This window comes from Pseudomonas fluorescens NCIMB 11764 (genome assembly GCF_000293885.2).
In the GTDB taxonomy this organism is placed as follows: domain Bacteria; phylum Pseudomonadota; class Gammaproteobacteria; order Pseudomonadales; family Pseudomonadaceae; genus Aquipseudomonas; species Aquipseudomonas fluorescens_B.
The window spans coordinates 5809167-5824906 of the sequence record NZ_CP010945.1 but is presented as its reverse complement, the minus strand read 5'-3'; the positions used below and the strand labels follow the sequence as shown (position 1 = coordinate 5824906).

General features: G+C 57.8%; 16 protein-coding genes and 2 pseudogenes. 7 read left to right on the top strand and 11 right to left on the bottom strand.

Annotation, left to right across the window (positions count from 1 at the left end; all coding sequences use genetic code 11):
• Positions 1-161: 161 nt before the first annotated feature.
• Positions 162-851, top strand: coding sequence for an MlaA family lipoprotein (locus B723_RS26615; RefSeq protein WP_017339864.1), 690 nt, complete (start codon positions 162-164; stop codon positions 849-851).
• A 61-nt stretch (positions 852-912) separates the two neighbouring features.
• Here the strand turns inward: B723_RS26615 and B723_RS26610 are convergent, their stop codons facing one another.
• Positions 913-1212 (bottom strand): PilZ domain-containing protein, encoded by a 300-nt coding sequence (locus B723_RS26610; protein WP_017339863.1) that lies wholly within the window; start codon positions 1210-1212, stop codon positions 913-915.
• 276 nt (positions 1213-1488) lie between these two features.
• Here B723_RS26610 and rssB point away from each other — a divergent pair, with 276 nt between their 5' ends.
• Together rssB and rssC are read left to right on the top strand one after the other, a co-directional pair.
• A complete protein-coding gene (gene rssB, locus B723_RS26605; protein ID WP_017339862.1) occupies positions 1489-2673 on the top strand; it encodes a two-component system response regulator RssB in 1185 nt (394 codons plus the stop codon).
• Positions 2670-3152: an anti-sigma factor antagonist RssC gene (gene rssC / locus B723_RS26600; protein ID WP_007935262.1), complete on the top strand. Its 483-nt coding sequence runs from the start codon at positions 2670-2672 to the stop codon at positions 3150-3152. Before rssB ends, rssC begins: the two co-directional genes overlap by 4 nt.
• 216 nt (positions 3153-3368) lie before the next feature.
• On the opposite strand, the gene tal is transcribed toward rssC, so the two are convergent.
• Together tal and dusA are read right to left on the bottom strand one after the other, a co-directional pair.
• Positions 3369-4295, bottom strand: coding sequence for a transaldolase (gene tal / locus B723_RS26595; protein ID WP_017339861.1), 927 nt, complete (start codon positions 4293-4295; stop codon positions 3369-3371).
• Positions 4296-4473: 178 nt separating this feature from the next.
• Positions 4474-5493, bottom strand: a complete 1020-nt coding sequence (dusA, locus tag B723_RS26590; protein WP_017339860.1) for a tRNA dihydrouridine(20/20a) synthase DusA — start codon at positions 5491-5493, stop codon at positions 4474-4476.
• 101 nt (positions 5494-5594) lie between these two features.
• On the opposite strand from dusA, the pseudogene B723_RS26585 reads away from it, so the two are divergent.
• Positions 5595-5993 (top strand): annotated as a pseudogene (locus B723_RS26585) (integrase); the annotation flags it as partial.
• A gap of 58 nt (positions 5994-6051) precedes the next feature.
• On the opposite strand, the gene B723_RS26580 reads toward B723_RS26585, so the two are convergent.
• From B723_RS26580 to B723_RS33840, 5 genes and pseudogenes are all read right to left on the bottom strand, one after another.
• Positions 6052-6423 (bottom strand): DUF7079 family protein, encoded by a 372-nt coding sequence (locus B723_RS26580; RefSeq protein WP_031319042.1) that lies wholly within the window; start codon positions 6421-6423, stop codon positions 6052-6054.
• The gene (locus B723_RS26575) at positions 6408-7190 is read right to left on the bottom strand and encodes a hypothetical protein (protein ID WP_017339857.1); all 783 of its coding nucleotides are present in this window, start codon (positions 7188-7190) and stop codon (positions 6408-6410) included. Before B723_RS26575 ends, B723_RS26580 begins: the two co-directional genes overlap by 16 nt.
• Positions 7191-7200: 10 nt before the next feature.
• Positions 7201-7746: a PAAR domain-containing protein gene (locus B723_RS26570; protein ID WP_017339856.1), complete on the bottom strand. Its 546-nt coding sequence runs from the start codon at positions 7744-7746 to the stop codon at positions 7201-7203.
• A 392-nt stretch (positions 7747-8138) separates the two neighbouring features.
• Positions 8139-8564: a DUF2628 domain-containing protein gene (locus tag B723_RS26565; protein ID WP_017339855.1), complete on the bottom strand. Its 426-nt coding sequence runs from the start codon at positions 8562-8564 to the stop codon at positions 8139-8141.
• A gap of 317 nt (positions 8565-8881) precedes the next feature.
• Positions 8882-8998, bottom strand: a pseudogene (locus B723_RS33840) (short-chain dehydrogenase); the annotation flags it as partial.
• A gap of 168 nt (positions 8999-9166) precedes the next feature.
• On the opposite strand from B723_RS33840, the gene B723_RS26560 reads away from it, so the two are divergent.
• Positions 9167-9385: a hypothetical protein gene (locus B723_RS26560; protein ID WP_017339853.1), complete on the top strand. Its 219-nt coding sequence runs from the start codon at positions 9167-9169 to the stop codon at positions 9383-9385.
• A gap of 94 nt (positions 9386-9479) precedes the next feature.
• Here B723_RS26560 and B723_RS26555 read toward each other — a convergent pair whose 3' ends face one another.
• Positions 9480-10241: a transporter substrate-binding domain-containing protein gene (locus tag B723_RS26555; RefSeq protein WP_017339852.1), complete on the bottom strand. Its 762-nt coding sequence runs from the start codon at positions 10239-10241 to the stop codon at positions 9480-9482.
• A gap of 125 nt (positions 10242-10366) precedes the next feature.
• Positions 10367-11239, bottom strand: a complete 873-nt coding sequence (locus B723_RS26550) for a LysR family transcriptional regulator (RefSeq protein ID WP_017339851.1) — start codon at positions 11237-11239, stop codon at positions 10367-10369.
• Positions 11240-11507: 268 nt separating this feature from the next.
• On the opposite strand from B723_RS26550, the gene B723_RS26545 reads away from it, so the two are divergent.
• Complete coding sequence (locus B723_RS26545) at positions 11508-12833, top strand: MFS transporter (RefSeq protein ID WP_017339850.1); 1326 nt, start codon at positions 11508-11510, stop codon at positions 12831-12833.
• 4 nt (positions 12834-12837) lie between these two features.
• A complete protein-coding gene (locus B723_RS26540; protein WP_193393034.1) occupies positions 12838-14235 on the top strand; it encodes an FAD-dependent oxidoreductase in 1398 nt (465 codons plus the stop codon).
• Here the strand turns inward: B723_RS26540 and B723_RS26535 are convergent, their stop codons facing one another.
• Positions 14236-15558: a type VI secretion system Vgr family protein gene (locus tag B723_RS26535; RefSeq protein WP_017339848.1), complete on the bottom strand. Its 1323-nt coding sequence runs from the start codon at positions 15556-15558 to the stop codon at positions 14236-14238.
• Positions 15559-15740 lie beyond the last annotated feature (182 nt).

The window sequence follows — 15740 nt, the reverse complement described above, 5'->3', positions numbered from 1 at the left end:
GGTGACAGTTGGATGACATAGATGTGAATCACTTACACTCAGGGCGAATCATCCGAAGGCCATCACGCACGATACTGCCTAAAGCGGCTTTTCCATCTTATACTAGCCAGCTTAATGCCCGGGCCAAGACGCCCGCGCCAGTACAAACCAAGGAGTTTTCTATGCGCTGGAGCAATCATCTAGCTCAGCTTTGTGTATGCGCCAGTGCCTTACTGGCTCCGTTCGTTGCCCAGGCAGCCACGGAAGATGACCCTTGGGAAAGCATCAACCGTCCCATCTACAAATTCAACGACGTGGTCGACACCTATGCACTGAAGCCTTTGGCGCAGGGCTACCAGTTCGTCACCCCGCAGTTTCTCGAAGACGGCATCCACAACATGTTCCGCAACGTCGGTGATGTCACCAACCTTGCCAACAACATCTTGCAGGCCAAACCGGCCGCCGCCGGGGTCGATACCGCGCGCTTGATCTTCAACACCACCTTTGGCGTGCTGGGCTTCTTCGACGTGGGCACCAAAATGGGCCTGAATCGCAGCGACGAAGACTTCGGTCAGACGTTGGGCTACTGGGGCGTAGGCAGCGGTCCGTACGTGATGCTGCCGTTTCTCGGCCCAAGCACTCTGCGTGATGCGCCGGCGAAATACGTCGATGGCTACACCGGCCCATACCCGTACATTCACGATGTGCCGGTGCGTAACTCGATCTTCGGTCTGAACATTGTCGATACCCGCGCCAGCCTTCTGTCCGCCGAGAAGCTCATCACTGGCGACAAGTACACCTTCATCCGCAATGCGTACTTGCAGAACCGCGAATTCAAAGTCAAGGACGGTCAGGTCGAAGACGATTTCTGATCACGACCGGTAAAACGAAGAAGGCGGCCTGTTGGCCGCCTTCTTTGGTTTTGGATCCCGGTTATTTCATCTTCAAGATTGTAAGGCCGAGTTTCTGACTGCCGCCGTCCTGTTCTTTGACCCACACCACTTCGGTGTCGGCCTCGAGGCCTTTGAGTGCCGCATGATCGGAATCGATCCGTACGCTAAGGCGATCACCTGCCTTGAACAAACGAGGCGCCTCAACCTGCATGCCACTGCTGGAAAGGTCGATACAGACGCCTGCAACCTCGTCTCCTTCATGAATCAGCGCAACGTCGGCATCCACCCGCATGCGGATGAAATCACGCTTTTCGCTGTAGTCCCGATCGGTTTGACTCATGGGCTTGGTCCTTCCATTGGGTTACGGTTTTGCCTGTTCTTATAACTCCCGGTGATTTGACAAGTAAAGACGTCAAGCGACCATCGGCGTGAGCTTGAAACGCCCCGCGGATGGGAGTACCGTCTGCGCCTTAGAAGGGCACCTCTGGTGTGCCTGCGAGTAGGGTGAATGCCCGAAAGCGGTGCAACAGAGAGGCTAGAAAGCGAATCCAGTAGTGTGCGCGGGGTCAATTGCCCAGCCTGCTACGCCAACCTAATTCTGGCGCCGTTTGCCCACATGCCAAAAACCAGTGCCACGCTGCTGATAATCGATGATGACGAAGTAGTGCGCGCGAGCCTCGCCGCCTATTTGGAAGACAGTGGTTTCAGCGTCTTGCAGGCCAGCAATGGCCAGCAGGGTCTTCAGGTATTCGAGCAAGACAAGCCCGACTTGGTCATCTGCGATCTTCGCATGCCGCAGATGGGCGGACTCGAACTCATCCGCCAGGTCACCGAGCGGTCACCGCAAACCCCTGTGATTGTGGTGTCGGGTGCCGGCGTGATGAACGACGCGGTCGAGGCCTTGCGCCTGGGCGCAGCGGATTACCTGATCAAGCCTCTCGAAGATCTGGCTGTGCTCGAGCACTCCGTGCGCCGGGCCCTGGATCGCGCGCGCCTGCTGCTGGAAAACCAGCGCTATCGCGAGAAGCTGGAAAAGGCCAATCGCGAGCTCGAAGCCAGCCTGAACCTGCTCCAGGAAGACCAGAACGCCGGTCGCCAGGTGCAGATGAACATGCTGCCGGTCAGCCCGTGGACCATCGACGAGTTCCAGTTTGCTCACCAGATCATCCCGTCGCTGTACCTGTCGGGTGATTTCGTCGACTACTTTCGGGTCGACGAGCGTCGGGTAGCGTTCTACCTGGCGGACGTTTCCGGCCATGGCGCCTCTTCAGCCTTCGTTACCGTGCTGCTGAAATTCATGACCACGCGCTTGCTGTTCGAATCCAAGCGCAACGGCACATTGCCGGAATTCAAGCCTTCAGAGGTCCTTGGTCATATCAACCGGGGCCTGATCAGTTGTAAGCTGGGTAAACACGTCACAATGGTCGGTGGAGTCATCGACGAGGAGACAGGTTTGTTGACCTATAGCATCGGCGGTCATTTGCCGTTGCCTGTGTTGTACACGCCAGACAGTGTCCGTTATCTGGAAGGGCGTGGCCTGCCGGTGGGCCTCTTCAATGAAGCCACCTACGAAGACCACGTGCTGGAACTGCCGCCGACGTTCAGCCTGACGCTGATGTCTGATGGCATTCTGGACCTTTTGCCAGAGCCTACACTCAAAGAAAAAGAAGCGGCTTTGCCCCAGCGGGTCAAGGCAGCGGGCGGCACCCTGGATGGGCTGCGGCAGGTTTTTGGATTGGCCACGCTAGGGGAGATGCCGGATGATATCGCCCTGTTGGTGTTGAGCAGGAATCTTCAATGAGTACCGGTAGAATCCAGTTCGCCGAGCAGGACGGCACCTTTGTCCTGAAGTTCGTCGGTGAAGTTCGCCTGACCCTGTGTTCGGCGTTGGATGCGACTATTGAGCGGATCTTCACGGCGTTGAACTTCAACGCGATCGTGATCGACCTGACCGAAACCCGCAGCATCGACAGCACTACCCTTGGCCTGCTGGCCAAACTGTCGATCCTGTCGCGGCAAAAGGTCGGCCTGCTGCCGACCGTCGTCACCACCCACGAAGACATCACCCGTCTGCTTCAGTCCATGGGCTTCGAGCAGGTGTTCAACATCGTTGACCGCCCGATCCCGTGCCCTGAATGCCTGACCGACCTGCCAGACCAGGATCAGTCCGAGGAAGTGGTGCGGATCAAGGTGCTTGAAGCACACAAGATCCTGATGGGGCTGAACGATTCGAATCGTGAAGCGTTCCATGATCTGGTGAATGCCCTAGAGCGTCACTGATCCCTGTGGCGAGGGAGCTTGCTCCCGCAGGGCTGCGAAGCGGCCCTGAAACATCCACCTCGTTGGGTCAGCCAGATCCCGGTTAATCGCTTTACGACTGCTGCGCAGCCGAGCGGGAGCAAGCTCCCTCGCCACCGTTCTTGATCTGCCTCAAAGCCGCACAAAAAAAGGGCGAACCCAATGGGTTCGCCCTTTTTGCATGGCGTCGAAACTACATCACAACTTGGCCTGCAACAGCGACTCAAGCTTCTCCTGATCACGGGCAAACTGACGAATCCCCTCAGCCAGTTTCTCGGTTGCCATCGCATCTTCGTTCGACAACCAACGGAACTGCGCTTCATTCAGGTTCAAGCGCGCTTCGCCGGCATGACCCGGAGCGAGTTTGCGCTCCAGTTTGCCTGTGTCCGCCGCCAGCTTGTCGATCAAGTCAGGGCTGATGGTCAAACGGTCACACCCGGCCAACTGCTCGATCTGATTCAGATTACGGAAGCTCGCGCCCATGACCACGGTCTTGTAGTCATTGGCCTTGTAGTAGTTGTAAATGCGCGTCACCGACTGCACGCCCGGATCATCCGCACCGGTGTAGTCGTTGCCGTTGGCCTTCTTGTACCAGTCGTAGATCCGGCCCACGAACGGCGAAATCAGGAACACACCCGCATCGGCGCACGCGGCCGCCTGGGCGAACGAGAACAGCAGCGTCAGATTGGTCTGGATGCCTTCTTTTTCCAGAATCTCGGCAGCGCGGATACCTTCCCAGGTGGAAGCGATCTTGATCAGCACGCGGTCACGGCCGATGCCTGCCTTGTCGTACAGCTCGATCAGACGGTGCGCACGCTTCAATACGGCGTCAGTGTCGAACGACAGGCGCGCATCCACCTCAGTGGAAATACGGCCCGGAATCACCTTCAGAATCTCTTGTCCTACCGCAACGCCAAAACGGTCGCTGGCCAGGCCCACGTCGCCCTTGCAGTCGTTGACGCAAGCGTTCAGCAACTCGGCATAAGCGGGAATGGCCGCCGCTTTGAGCAGCAGGGAAGGGTTGGTGGTAGCGTCCACCGGTTTAACGCGAGCAATCGCTTCGAAGTCGCCGGTGTCGGCAACCACGGTGGTCATCTGTTTGAGTTGTTCCAGCTTGGAAGTCATGGGCGTGCTCTGTCCTATGGGTCTAATGACATTACCCGAGCGCTGACAGCCACTCAAGGGCGCATGTACGTATCGAAGGCCCCAGCGGCAACAACCTGAAAACGGCTGTTTGAATGGCGGGGCGCGGTGTCCGTAAATACGATGCCAAATCCGGGCGCAGGTTCAACCCGGGTGACCTTTAGCGTCCTTCCAGCAACTCCGCCGCCTGATCCAGCAACACCAAAGGTTCCTTGGCCTTGTGAATATCCACCGACAACAACTGCCGAAACTTGCGCGCCCCCGGAAACCCGGTGCCCAGCCCCAGCACATGCCGGGTGATGTGGTGCATGGAACCGCCCGCATCAATATGCGCCGCTATATAAGGTCGCAATTGCGCCAGCGCCTCGGCCCGGCCGATCACCGGCGCCGTGCTGCCGAACAGTTGCTGATCCACCTCGGCCATGACATAAGGATTGTGATACGCCTCGCGCCCCAGCATCACGCCATCAAACGTCTGCAAATGCTCGTGACAGGCCTCCAGCGTCTTGATCCCGCCGTTGAGAATAATCTCCAGTTCCGGAAAATCCTTCTTCAACTGCGCCGCCACGTCATACCGCAGAGGCGGAATGTCGCGGTTCTCCTTCGGCGACAACCCCTCCAGAATCGCAATCCGCGCATGCACGGTAAAACTCGTGCACCCGGCATCGCGAACCGTGCCGACGAAATCACACAACTCCTCGTAACTGTCCCGTCCGTTGATCCCGATCCGATGCTTCACCGTCACCGGAATCGACACCGCATCGCGCATCGCCTTCACACAATCCGCCACCAACTGCGGATGCCCCATCAACACCGCGCCGATCATATTGTTCTGCACCCGATCACTCGGGCAGCCGACATTCAGGTTCACCTCGTCGTAACCGTGTTCCTGCGCCATGCGCGCGCAAGCGGCCAGGTCCAGCGGAACGCTACCGCCGAGTTGCAGGGCGAGCGGGTGTTCGGCTTCGTTGTGACGCAGGAAGCGGTCGTGATCGCCGTTGAGCAGCGCGCCGGTGGTGACCATTTCGGTGTAGAGGAGGGCGTGCTTGGAAAGCAGGCGCAGGAAGTACCTGCAATGTCTGTCAGTCCAATCCATCATCGGGGCAACGCTGAAGCGACGGGACGGTTCAGAGCGGGCAGGGCTAGTGATTGCGGGGGCTTCAGGATTTTCGAAATTCATTGATACTGATCTTTTATACAGCGGTTTTTACCCATTTTTCCTTGTTTCTGAAGTCGGTTGCTAAAATGTAGCAAGCGAATTCGGCAATGTAGCAACTGGAAATGGGCACGATCACATCACGCAAGCGCAAGGACAATTCGACGGCCTACGCGGCGCAGATACGGATCAATCGGGACGGGAAGACAGTTTATCAGGAAAGCCAGACGTTCGACCGTAAGCAGGTCGCCCAGGCTTGGATCAAGCGCCGCGAGACGGAGTTGGCCGAGCCTGGTGCCATTGCACGCGCTAACCGTAAGGGTGTGACGGTCAAGAAGATGATTGAGCAGTACCTGGACGAGTACGAAAAGATCCGTCCGTTGGGCAAAACCAAAAGCGCAACGCTGAATGCTATCAAGGACACCTGGCTGGGCGAGCTCGGCGACTCGGCGCTGACCAGCCAAAAACTGGTGGAGTTCGCTCAATGGCGAATGAGCAAGGAGGGTGGTGGTGTCCAAGCGCGGGGTTCGAATCCCTATCTCAGAAGCTCTATTGCGCCGGCTGAGGCTATTCTTATGGGGGCTACAATGACTGAAAATGATGAAATTTCATGATCTCCTTCCAGATGTAACCGTAGCTGTAACGTAGCCATGTAACTTTTAACCGGTCGAAGCTACGTCGTAGCCAACTGCTTTCTCGCGCTTTGAGTTCTTTGGCTATTTCATCCAGTAACCATTCATCCTGAAAACCGGTCCAAACAGGAGGGACGGGCGTTTCAAGGTTGCTGAAACACACGGGCGCGACCTCTGAGTACAAGATGTCTTCAACGACCTTTGGGTCATAGCCCCGGATTCGCTCTGCGATAGAGGCGTAGTCGACAACGCTGTCTACAAAGGCCTCTGCCAGCGCAATCTGGATGTTCGCTCGTTCCGCAGGAGTCAAAATATGTCCCAATGGGCCAGCTCCTCTAGCTCTGCGTCGAACGTATCAGCCGCGACCCCGCCAGCAATGCCACCGGCAATGCTTCCAATGAGAACAACGGCTATGGCACAGGCCGGAGCTCCAGGACCACAAAGAGCGGATATGCCCAAGCCCGCCAGAACCCCCCCTGCCGCACCACCACCCAGGATGGTGGCTTGACGGGCCGTTTCTTTGGCCTTGTCGTCTGCGTTCAGTATTTGGTAAGTGGCAAGCACCGCTGTCATGATGATGCCAACCTTGCCCATAACGGACATGATTTTGGTGCCAGAAGTGAACTTGGCATTGGCACTGCCAGACCGCTCTAGAGCTTTGTACAAGACTTCTTTCTGTTGAGCCTTAGAAAGTTGTTCGTAATTTTTGTTGAACTGAGTTTGAGATTTTCCGTTCAGGATTTCGCTGTGTGTTTTCCCAGTTTTCTTCTTTTTTTGCACGATGGCCAGGCCCTGAGCAGAGGTCAGCTTGCGGTGTTCGAACATGATTTTGTTGCGCATCTCATTGCTGAATTTTGTCGCGTCCTCAACGCTGATATTGCCGGCTCTGACCTCAGCGAATATCTGCTGCGACATTCGTCGAATATTTCCCTCGTAGCTAGCACGGACGCGCTCGTCCTTGATGGCATCGATGGAAAAACGGCTGGCCGCCCCCTCCATGCCTGCAACCGCCATCTCAAGGGGAGACCGGTCGAGCGTATGTTCGCTTTTGACAACATAACTTCCGGTTACCAGGTTCGGTTCCGTCACGAGAATATCCTTATCCCAAAATGTCGTTCAGCAGTCCGTCGATACCTGTGGTTGTGCAGGTGTTCTCGTGTTGGGCAAATGCCAAGGTATGGCATGCCCTTCCAGTCGGGTTGGAAAATTTGACCGAGTTGTTTGCGTCAAAGACGCCGGGCATGGAAGACCCATCGTCAAAGTGAGCCGTGCAAGCAAATCCTTCATAGCTTTCTTCTGCGGGAATCTTAAAGCCAATCCAGTTCCCGTGAATGACCATGGGCGTAGGGGGAATAAAGGGGGCAGGGGTATGGGCGCTTCCGATGATGACTGTACCCGAACCGCCGATCACGACGTCGCCATGGGTACCGACAGTGCCGACCAGTGCGGCATTTTTGCCATTGATAAACACTGTGCCGGACACTTCCGAGGCTAACGCACTACCGCAGGTACACGTGTCATCTTTGCGAGCGGCTGCAAGACCGTCGAAGAACACATCAGGAGAACCGGAGGCGATAGCTTTGGAGCCGTGCCCTGGGATGGGACAACTGGTTGGGTCGGTGATACGTGCAGCTGGCTTTGCCATACTTGACTCCCTGTCAACGAATTTAACGGGGACGACTGTATCAGACTTGTTCTGAAAAATGGTTCGTGAAGTCATGTCTGGGCATGCGATGGGAGATGATGAGCCAGAGTTGTATGACTAAGCTTGATCAGCTGTGTGTGGCATGCGAATAGTGATGCGCTGGCCAGTTGCTAGCGTGCAGGAGGGACGCAATAGGTCCAAGTCGACTAAGCGCTGGTATCTGAACAACGGCATGAGAGGAATTCGACGATAGGGCGACGAGATTGCATGGTTAAGAGAACCAAACCCCGTCATTTCAATAACGGGGTGCTAGTCCAGAGCAGTCGAAAAGCTGATGCAAGGTAAGGGAACAACTGAACTCTGCAGGGGGCATTTCGCTCCCGAGAGTTCGTTTAGACGATTTTCAACCCTTCGAAAGGGTTCCAGCCTTGCGAACCTTTTACCTGTTTCAGGTAGTAGGCATAGTTGGCGCTCAACCCATACATCAGTGCAAAGACGACGTTCAGGCCGCTGCCTAGGGCTTTGGGCATTTCATAGCCGAGGATTGCAAAGATGATCGTCAGGCCGAAGGAGATGCCAACGATGATCGCTATGAGTGCCAGGTTCTTTTTCCACAGACCTAGCACGAAAAGATAAATCGGCCCGAAGAAAATAGCGATGAAGTTTATATTGATCAGCATGCGCTTTCGGGTCGGTAGTTGCTTGAGCGCCGAACTGAAGTTTGGACTTTTGGGGCTGCCGTTCTGATTGAAAAAAGCGAAACGCTCTTTCCATTTTGGGCTGGCGTTGTCGGTTTGCAATTCATCCGTGTTGCTCATGTTCTGTCCTTTTTTCGGGTGGCGCTCGGTCGAGGTATCGACCAGATTTTCTTTCCGTGTGCTTGGTATCGCGTTTTTTGCATGCTGCAGGCCAGTGGCCAATGTTGCGGGGGGAGTTTCCGGCAGCGTATGAAATTTCACAAGCCATTATGTTTGGCCGAGACTTCGTTCGTTTTCCCTCATGTACCCGCAAAGAACTGCAAGTTGATCTTGAAGATCATCAACGTCGTGCTGATCGTCGGTGCTTGTTTCTGAGCGCGTGCTCGGGTGATCCATGAGTTCGAAGGGGCGTCCGGGGAGGGCGCCCCTTTGTGACGTCAGGACTTTTCGGCATCCATACGTCGCGCAACGACATCCAGAACATCACAGCCATCACGCAACGGTATGCAGCAAAGCATTGCGAAGTCGCTGAGAATCACCGAGTCCGTGGTGATGCTCTTTTGACAGTTTCTTAAGGGGAGGCGCTTTTTTAGCATCAACAAACCGCAGCAGCTGAACCAATGCTGTCGCCCTGCAAAGTTTCATAATGCGCAGCGGCTTCCGGGCCTACGATGACGAGCAAAGCTCACATCACCACGCCCCAGCCCACAGGAAACGGAAAAATGATCTCAAACCTCGCCAAAACCTTGCTGATCGGTGGTGCGTTGCTGTTGAGCGCCTGTTCGGGGGTAAGCACCCAACGCAATTATTCAGAAGACCTCCAGCCATCTGCCGGCTTTGGCCCTGGCCCTACCAATAATCACAGTCAGTTGAATTTCCATGGCAGTGCGCTCGGTAACAGCTTCGGCGAGTACAGCTCGGGGTTGTTGCACGACGACTAGAGTGTGACGCAACGGCGCGGTATTCCTGCCGTTGCGTGTTCTCCGAGGGGGCCACTACTGCGCAGTCGAACGCAGGCGTTGCCAGCGTGGACTGCTATTTGCTCTCAGGCGTCGCAATCCATTCACCCAAGACCTTCTGGTACTTCCCCGTCACCTTGGCCAGATGCAACCACTGATCCACATACAACTTCCAAGTCATGTCATCACGCGGCAGCAAATAAGCCTTCTCGCCATACTGCATGAACTGCCCCGGATTCACCGCGCACAATCCAGGTTTCAGTTTCTGCTGATACAGCGCTTCCGACGCATCGGTAATCATCACGTCGGCCTTCTTGTCCAGGAGCTCCTGAAAGATGGTCACATTATCGTGAAGGCTCAATTGCGCCTTGGGCAGGAAGGCGTGAACGAAGGCTTCATTGGTGCCACCGGCCGGTTCGACCAGTCGAACCGAAGGCTGGTTGATTTGCTCGACGGTCTGGTACAGCGCCTGATCCTCGCAGCGCACGAGGGGGATTTTGCCGTCGACGTCCAGCGTGGTGCTGAAGAACGCTTTTTTCTGCCGCTCCAGCGTGACCGAAATCCCGCCCATGCCGATGTCGCATTTTCCCGCGAGCAAGTCGGGCATCAGGGTTTTCCAGGTGGTCTGCACCCACTCGACCTTGACGCCGAGGCTGTCGGCCAGCGAGCGGGCCATGGCGATGTCTATTCCCGAGTATTCGCCGTTCTCTGCTTTGAAGGTATAGGGTTTGTAGTCCCCGGTGGTGCAAACGCGCAGTTGGCCTTGCTGAATGATGTTGTCCAGATGCGATGGCTCTGCCTGAGCGCCAAACGAGAGGGCGAGCAGCCCGGCAAGCATCGATATGCGTTGTGTCGTCTTCATTGTTTTCCGGCTTCCATGAGGGATTGGATTCGTTTCTTGGCGCCTCGCTTGAAGTGCGAAAGATCGCAGCCTTTTCCACCTCCTACAAGGGCGCCGTGCGTTCACTTCAAACTCTCGCGAACCATGTCCAGAAACGTCGCCACCACCCGCCGTGAACTCTGCTCGCGCAAGCACACCAGTGTCTCCGTCAGCCGCCGTGTGCAATCGGTGATGGGTAACGCACACACCCGCGAATCCGCGCCAAATTCCGCGGCCGAGACCACGCCCACGCCAATCCCCACGACCACTGCCTCACGCGCCGCTTCCCGACCTTCGACCTGAATCGCCGGACGAATGCGAAACCCCGCCCGGGCCATTTCCTCCTCCAGCGTCTGACGCGTCACCGAGCCGATTTCCCGCAGCACCAGCGGGGTGTCGTCGAGGTCGGCCAGGCAGATCGACTCGCGGTCGGCCCACGGATGATTGCGTGAAACAAACGCCACCATCGGGTCGTTACGCAGCGCGACCGAGATCAATCGTTCATCGCTGACCTCCCGCCCGAGCAACGCCAGGTCGGCCTGATAGTTGAACAGCCGAAACAGCGATTCATCGGTGTTGCCGGTTTCGATTTTCACGCTGATGCCGGGATAGCGCTCGCAGAACCGCGCGATCTGCGGCAGGACGTGGACCGGCGCATCCACCGCCAGGATCAGGCTGCCGGTCTGCAACGCCTGGGAGTCCTGCAGCAACTCCTGCGCCTCGGCCTCAATCACAAACAGTCGCTGGGTGATTCCGAGCAAGCGTTCGCCCAGATCGGTCAGGCGCACCGAGCGTTTGTTGCGGTGGAACAGCAACACGCCAAAGCGTTCTTCGAGTTTGCGCACCTGGTCGGAAATCGCCGGTTGCGTGAGGAAAAGCCGCTCGGCGGCTTTGGTAAAGCTTCCGTGAACAGCCACGGCGTGGAAGGCTTTGAGCTGGGCGTGGGAAACCGACATCGAAACCTCCAGTAACAAGCTGAGCTTATATTGGAAATACGATAAATCGATTTCACTTATTAATCAGTAATTGTTTTTATCGGCCTCAGTTGCGGTGACTGGTTGGTCGAACAGCCTCCGTGACCATGAGCCTGCGCGTGTAATTGCAGAACTCATCTGACCGGTATCGCCTCAGGGACGCAGCGATATCGCAGTGCTCAACAATAAAAACACAGGCGTTATTTCTCAAATTCTGCCGGCACACTCACACCCTGAGGTCAGAACCACAATGAACAAGCACATCGGCACCATCAAGCGTTGGCGCGTGCAGATCTTCGCGATCACCTGGCTCGCCTACGCCGCTTTCTACTTCACCCGCAAAGCGTTTTCCGTGGCCAAACTGGGGATCGCCGAAGACCCCACGTTCACCCTCGACAAAATGGCCATGGCCAACCTCGACGCCATCTACCTCGCCGCTTATGCCATCGGGCAATTCACCTGGGGCATCCTTGCCGACCGTTTTGGCCCGAGGGTCGTGGTGCTCGGCGGTTTGCTGATTTCCGCCGCCGCCGCGCTGGTGATGGGCAGTTTTGCCACGTTACCGATTTTCGCCACCTGCATGCTGATTCAAGGCCTGGCCCAGTCCACCGGATGGTCAGGGTTGTGCAAGAACATCGGCAGTTTCTTTCCCGCCGAACAGCGCGGGCGGGTGCTCGGTCTATGGAGTTCCTGCTACGCCTTTGGCGGGCTCGTGGCTTCGCCGTTTGCCGGTTGGTGGGCGTACACGCTCATCGGCAGCTGGCACGCGGCGTTCATTTCCAGTGCGGCGGTGGTTGGGCTGGTCGCCGTGCTGTTTTTTATTTTCCAACGCAACAAACCGGAAGACGTCGGCTTGCCGGCGGTGGAGCCTGAGCCGGAGCTGACCGCCGAGGAGGCGCATGCTCAAAGCAAGATCAGCGTGCTGGAACCGCTGAAGGAAATCCTGCGCAATCGCACGGTGCTGATTCTCGGTCTCGCGTATTTCCTGCTGAAACCGGCGCGCTACGCGATTCTGCTGTGGGGCCCGGTGATCGTTTTCGAGCAGATGCCGACGGTGGGTAAAGTCGGTGCGGCGATCATTCCGACGGCGTTCGAACTGGCCGGGCTGCTTGGGCCGATCTTGCTGGGGCTGGCTTCGGACAAGCTGTTCGGTGCCCGGCGCATGCCGGCCTGCGTGCTCAGTCTGTTGGCGCTGACCGTTTCCCTGGCGTTGTTCATGGGGGCACTGCACACCGGCAGTGTGATGCTGGTGGTGGCGTTGTTGTTCGTCATGGGCCTGACCCTGTACGGGCCGGACTCGATGATCAGCGGCGCGGCAGCCATCGATTTCGGCACGGCCAAGGCTGGCGCAACGTCGGCAGGCTTCGTCAACGGTTGCGGTTCGGTCGGAGCGATTCTGGGCGGCTTGCTGCCGGGTTACTTCGACTCGGTCACTGTGTTCATTATCTTCGCCGGTTGCGCGTTGTTCTCTGCGCTGGTGCTGATCCCTTACTGGAACAGCCGCCCGGCGGGCCTGCAGGCCAAAAGTGCGTTCGTGCCTAACCGGCCGATGAGTGTCAAACCCCTGCGTACCTGAGGAAATACCGATGAGACCTTTCTGGCTGGAACAGGCGCTGGCGGCCGAGTCCTGCGCGCCGTGCGAACCCTTGGTGGGCGATACCCGCGCCGATGTGTGCATCGTCGGCGGTGGCTACACCGGGTTGTGGACCGCGATCATGCTCAAGGAGCAGAACCCGGAACTGGATGTGTTGCTGATCGAGGCGGACATCTGCGGTGCCGGCGCCAGTGGACGCAACGGCGGTTGTGCACTGTCGTGGTCGGCCAAGTATTTCACCCTGGAAAGGTTGTTCGGCGTCGAAGAGGCGGTACGTCTGGTCAAGGAGTCCGAGCGCAGCATTTACGCGATTGGCACCTTCTGCGAACAGTACGGCGTGGACGCCGATTACCGCCTCGACGGCACGCTCTACACGGCGACCAACCGCGCTCAATGCGGTTCGACCGACGCGGTGATCGCAGCGCTCGAACGCAACGGCATCAACTCCTTCACTCAGCGGCCGGTCGCGGATGTACAACGCATGGCCGGGTCGAGCAAACACCTGGAAGGCTGGTTTTCTCCGGCCGCCGCGAGCGTGCAGCCAGGCAAGCTCGTGCGCGGTTTGCGCCGGGTTGCGTTGCAGTCGGGTGTGAGGATTCATGAAAACACTGCGATGACCGGGCTGGAGGAGGGCAAGCCGGCAGGCATTCAAACAAAGAACGGCACTGTCCGCGCGGACCGGGTCGTGCTGGCGATGAACGCGTGGATGGCCCGCGCGTTCCCGCAGTTCGAACGCAGCGTGGCGATTGTCTCCAGTGACATGCTGATCACCGAGCCACGGCCGGATCTGCTCAACGAAATCGGTTTGACCAGCGGTGTCACGGTGCTCGATTCGCGAATTTTCGTGCACTACTACCACAACACCCCGGACGGCCGGATCATGCTTGGCAAGGGCGGCAACACGTTCGCCTACGGTGGGCGAATGCTGCCGGTGTTCGATCAGCCGTCGCCCTATGCCGGTGTGTTGAAGCACAGCCTGAGCGAATTCTTTCCGGCGTTTGCCGAGGTCAAGGTCGAGGCCACCTGGAACGGCCCTTCGGATCGCTCGGTCACAGGGCTGCCGTTCTTCGGTCAGATGAGTGCCCACGGCAATGTGTTTTACGGTTTTGGTTATTCCGGCAGCGGAGTCGGACCGTGCCATATGGGCGGGCAGATTCTCGCTTCGATGGTCCAGGGGCTGGACAACGCCTGGACCCGTTCACCGCTGGTCAACGGTCCTTTGGGCTTTTTTCCGCCGGAGCCGATTCGCTACCTGGGCTCGCTGATGGTGCGCAACGCCATCCGCCGCAAGGAGCGCGCCGAGGATCACGGGCACCGGCCAAGGCATCTGGATGTGCGCCTGGCGAAATTCGCGGCGGCGGCCGGCAAGGCAGACAAGGGCTGATCAGGTTTTGCGGTTGACCAGCCAGTCAAGCAGCAGGCGGTCATCGCCCCTGGGGTGCGGGACGGGGCGAGGCGGGCTGTTTGCGGTGGCGTACAACACGGGGCGGTCCGGATCACCGTCGAGAAAACTGATGAGCACCTCGGTTCCGGCGACCGGCAGCCTGGACGGATCGATCCGGCCATCCGGCGCAACGACGACCATGGGCAGCCAGAATCCGCTGGACTCGTCCTCCTTGGTCTGCGGGGTTGGCCATAACCTGACCTTTATCCGGCCTTGATCATCCAGCTCCGCTGGCTGGCCGACTGGGCCCAGCACCCGGGCCGTCTGGAAACCCGGAATGGTGGGTCTGGCCTGTGTGAGCGCGGGCCGGAATACCGTTGACCAGGGAATGGCGGTGAACTGATTGCTGTAACGCCGCACCCTGTCGGTTGCGTTGCGCTCAAGAATCGACGGCTGCCGGCCCTGATGCCGGATTTCGGTCAGCAGCCATTGATCGTTGAAGTTCGGCAGCGGATGTTCCGACACTTGTACGATTCGTCCGCTGCGCAATGCGCTCTGGTTGCTTTGGCCCTGCATCCGCCCATGCCGGCAGCGCAGGCGTTCCAGTGTCCGGCGGCTGAGCTGGTCGCGTTCGAGCGTATGTGGGGCGAGGGGCGCGGTGAGGGGGTGCGAGGTGTGGCACTGGAACAATTCACTGATCACCGGCACGTTCACAGTAGGAGACGCATCGCCGTGAAAAGGCAGGAGCAACGGTTCTTGAGGGAAACTCAGGCTGTCGTCTGCCAGCACCAGCACGTGACCGTCCCGCTGATGTTCGAAGTGATAGTGGATGCCTTCTTCTTCGCAGAGTCGTTGCAGGAAGGCCAGGTCCGTCTCATCGAACTGAATGCACAAGGGCCTGGCGGGATAGCGCCCGTTCGGCAGTTCAAAGCGGTAGCTGTCTTCAGGCAGGCCGTTTTCTTCGAGCAACTGGCGCAGGATGGCGGGCACATCGAGTTGATGAAATACCCGGCGGCAACGCTGCCGATCGAGGTTTTGCAACCAGGGCACCACCGCCAGCCTGTAGCCGACCCGGTGCAGGTCGCGATGTTCGCGGGTGGCGCAGTGGATGATGCCGTGAATGCCCCGGCCCTCCGCCAGGCTGAAGAACACCGGTTGTTGCAGCAGGCGATCCAGGCTCATGGCCGGCGCCAGGCCGATCACTTCGATGTCGAATCGGTAAGGCTGGTTGAGGGTTTCAAGGCCATGGAACTGCAACGCCTGCAAACTCAAGTTATCGTTCAGCAGTGTCAGGGTGAAGGGACTTTCCTTGTCGTTGTGCATTCGAACGCGCTTCTGCCAGGGAGTACGGGCGCAGAGGGTACGAAACCGTGGCCTCTTGTAGTCACCGCAAATCGAATTTTCAGAATCGCCCTACAACCAGCGGTGAAGATGTCGATTCGACGAGATGGAATTTTTGGTCGATTGCCAACTTTAGGCCGTATAAACTTGCACAAAGCGTCGGC

Coding starts and splice junctions, on each gene's coding strand:
- B723_RS26555 (WP_017339852.1), bottom strand. CDS start 10,241: ATGCTTGCCGGGCTGCTCGCCCTCTCGTTTGGCGCTCAGGCAGAGCCA.
- rssB (WP_017339862.1), top strand. CDS start 1,489: ATGCCAAAAACCAGTGCCACGCTGCTGATAATCGATGATGACGAAGTA.
- B723_RS26570 (WP_017339856.1), bottom strand. CDS start 7,746: ATGGCAAAGCCAGCTGCACGTATCACCGACCCAACCAGTTGTCCCATC.
- tal (WP_017339861.1), bottom strand. CDS start 4,295: ATGACTTCCAAGCTGGAACAACTCAAACAGATGACCACCGTGGTTGCC.
- B723_RS26550 (WP_017339851.1), bottom strand. CDS start 11,239: ATGTCGGTTTCCCACGCCCAGCTCAAAGCCTTCCACGCCGTGGCTGTT.
- B723_RS26610 (WP_017339863.1), bottom strand. CDS start 1,212: ATGAGTCAAACCGATCGGGACTACAGCGAAAAGCGTGATTTCATCCGC.
- B723_RS26615 (WP_017339864.1), top strand. CDS start 162: ATGCGCTGGAGCAATCATCTAGCTCAGCTTTGTGTATGCGCCAGTGCC.
- B723_RS26565 (WP_017339855.1), bottom strand. CDS start 8,564: ATGAGCAACACGGATGAATTGCAAACCGACAACGCCAGCCCAAAATGG.
- rssC (WP_007935262.1), top strand. CDS start 2,670: ATGAGTACCGGTAGAATCCAGTTCGCCGAGCAGGACGGCACCTTTGTC.
- dusA (WP_017339860.1), bottom strand. CDS start 5,493: ATGAATTTCGAAAATCCTGAAGCCCCCGCAATCACTAGCCCTGCCCGC.
- B723_RS26560 (WP_017339853.1), top strand. CDS start 9,167: ATGATCTCAAACCTCGCCAAAACCTTGCTGATCGGTGGTGCGTTGCTG.
- B723_RS26535 (WP_017339848.1), bottom strand. CDS start 15,558: ATGCACAACGACAAGGAAAGTCCCTTCACCCTGACACTGCTGAACGAT.
- B723_RS26545 (WP_017339850.1), top strand. CDS start 11,508: ATGAACAAGCACATCGGCACCATCAAGCGTTGGCGCGTGCAGATCTTC.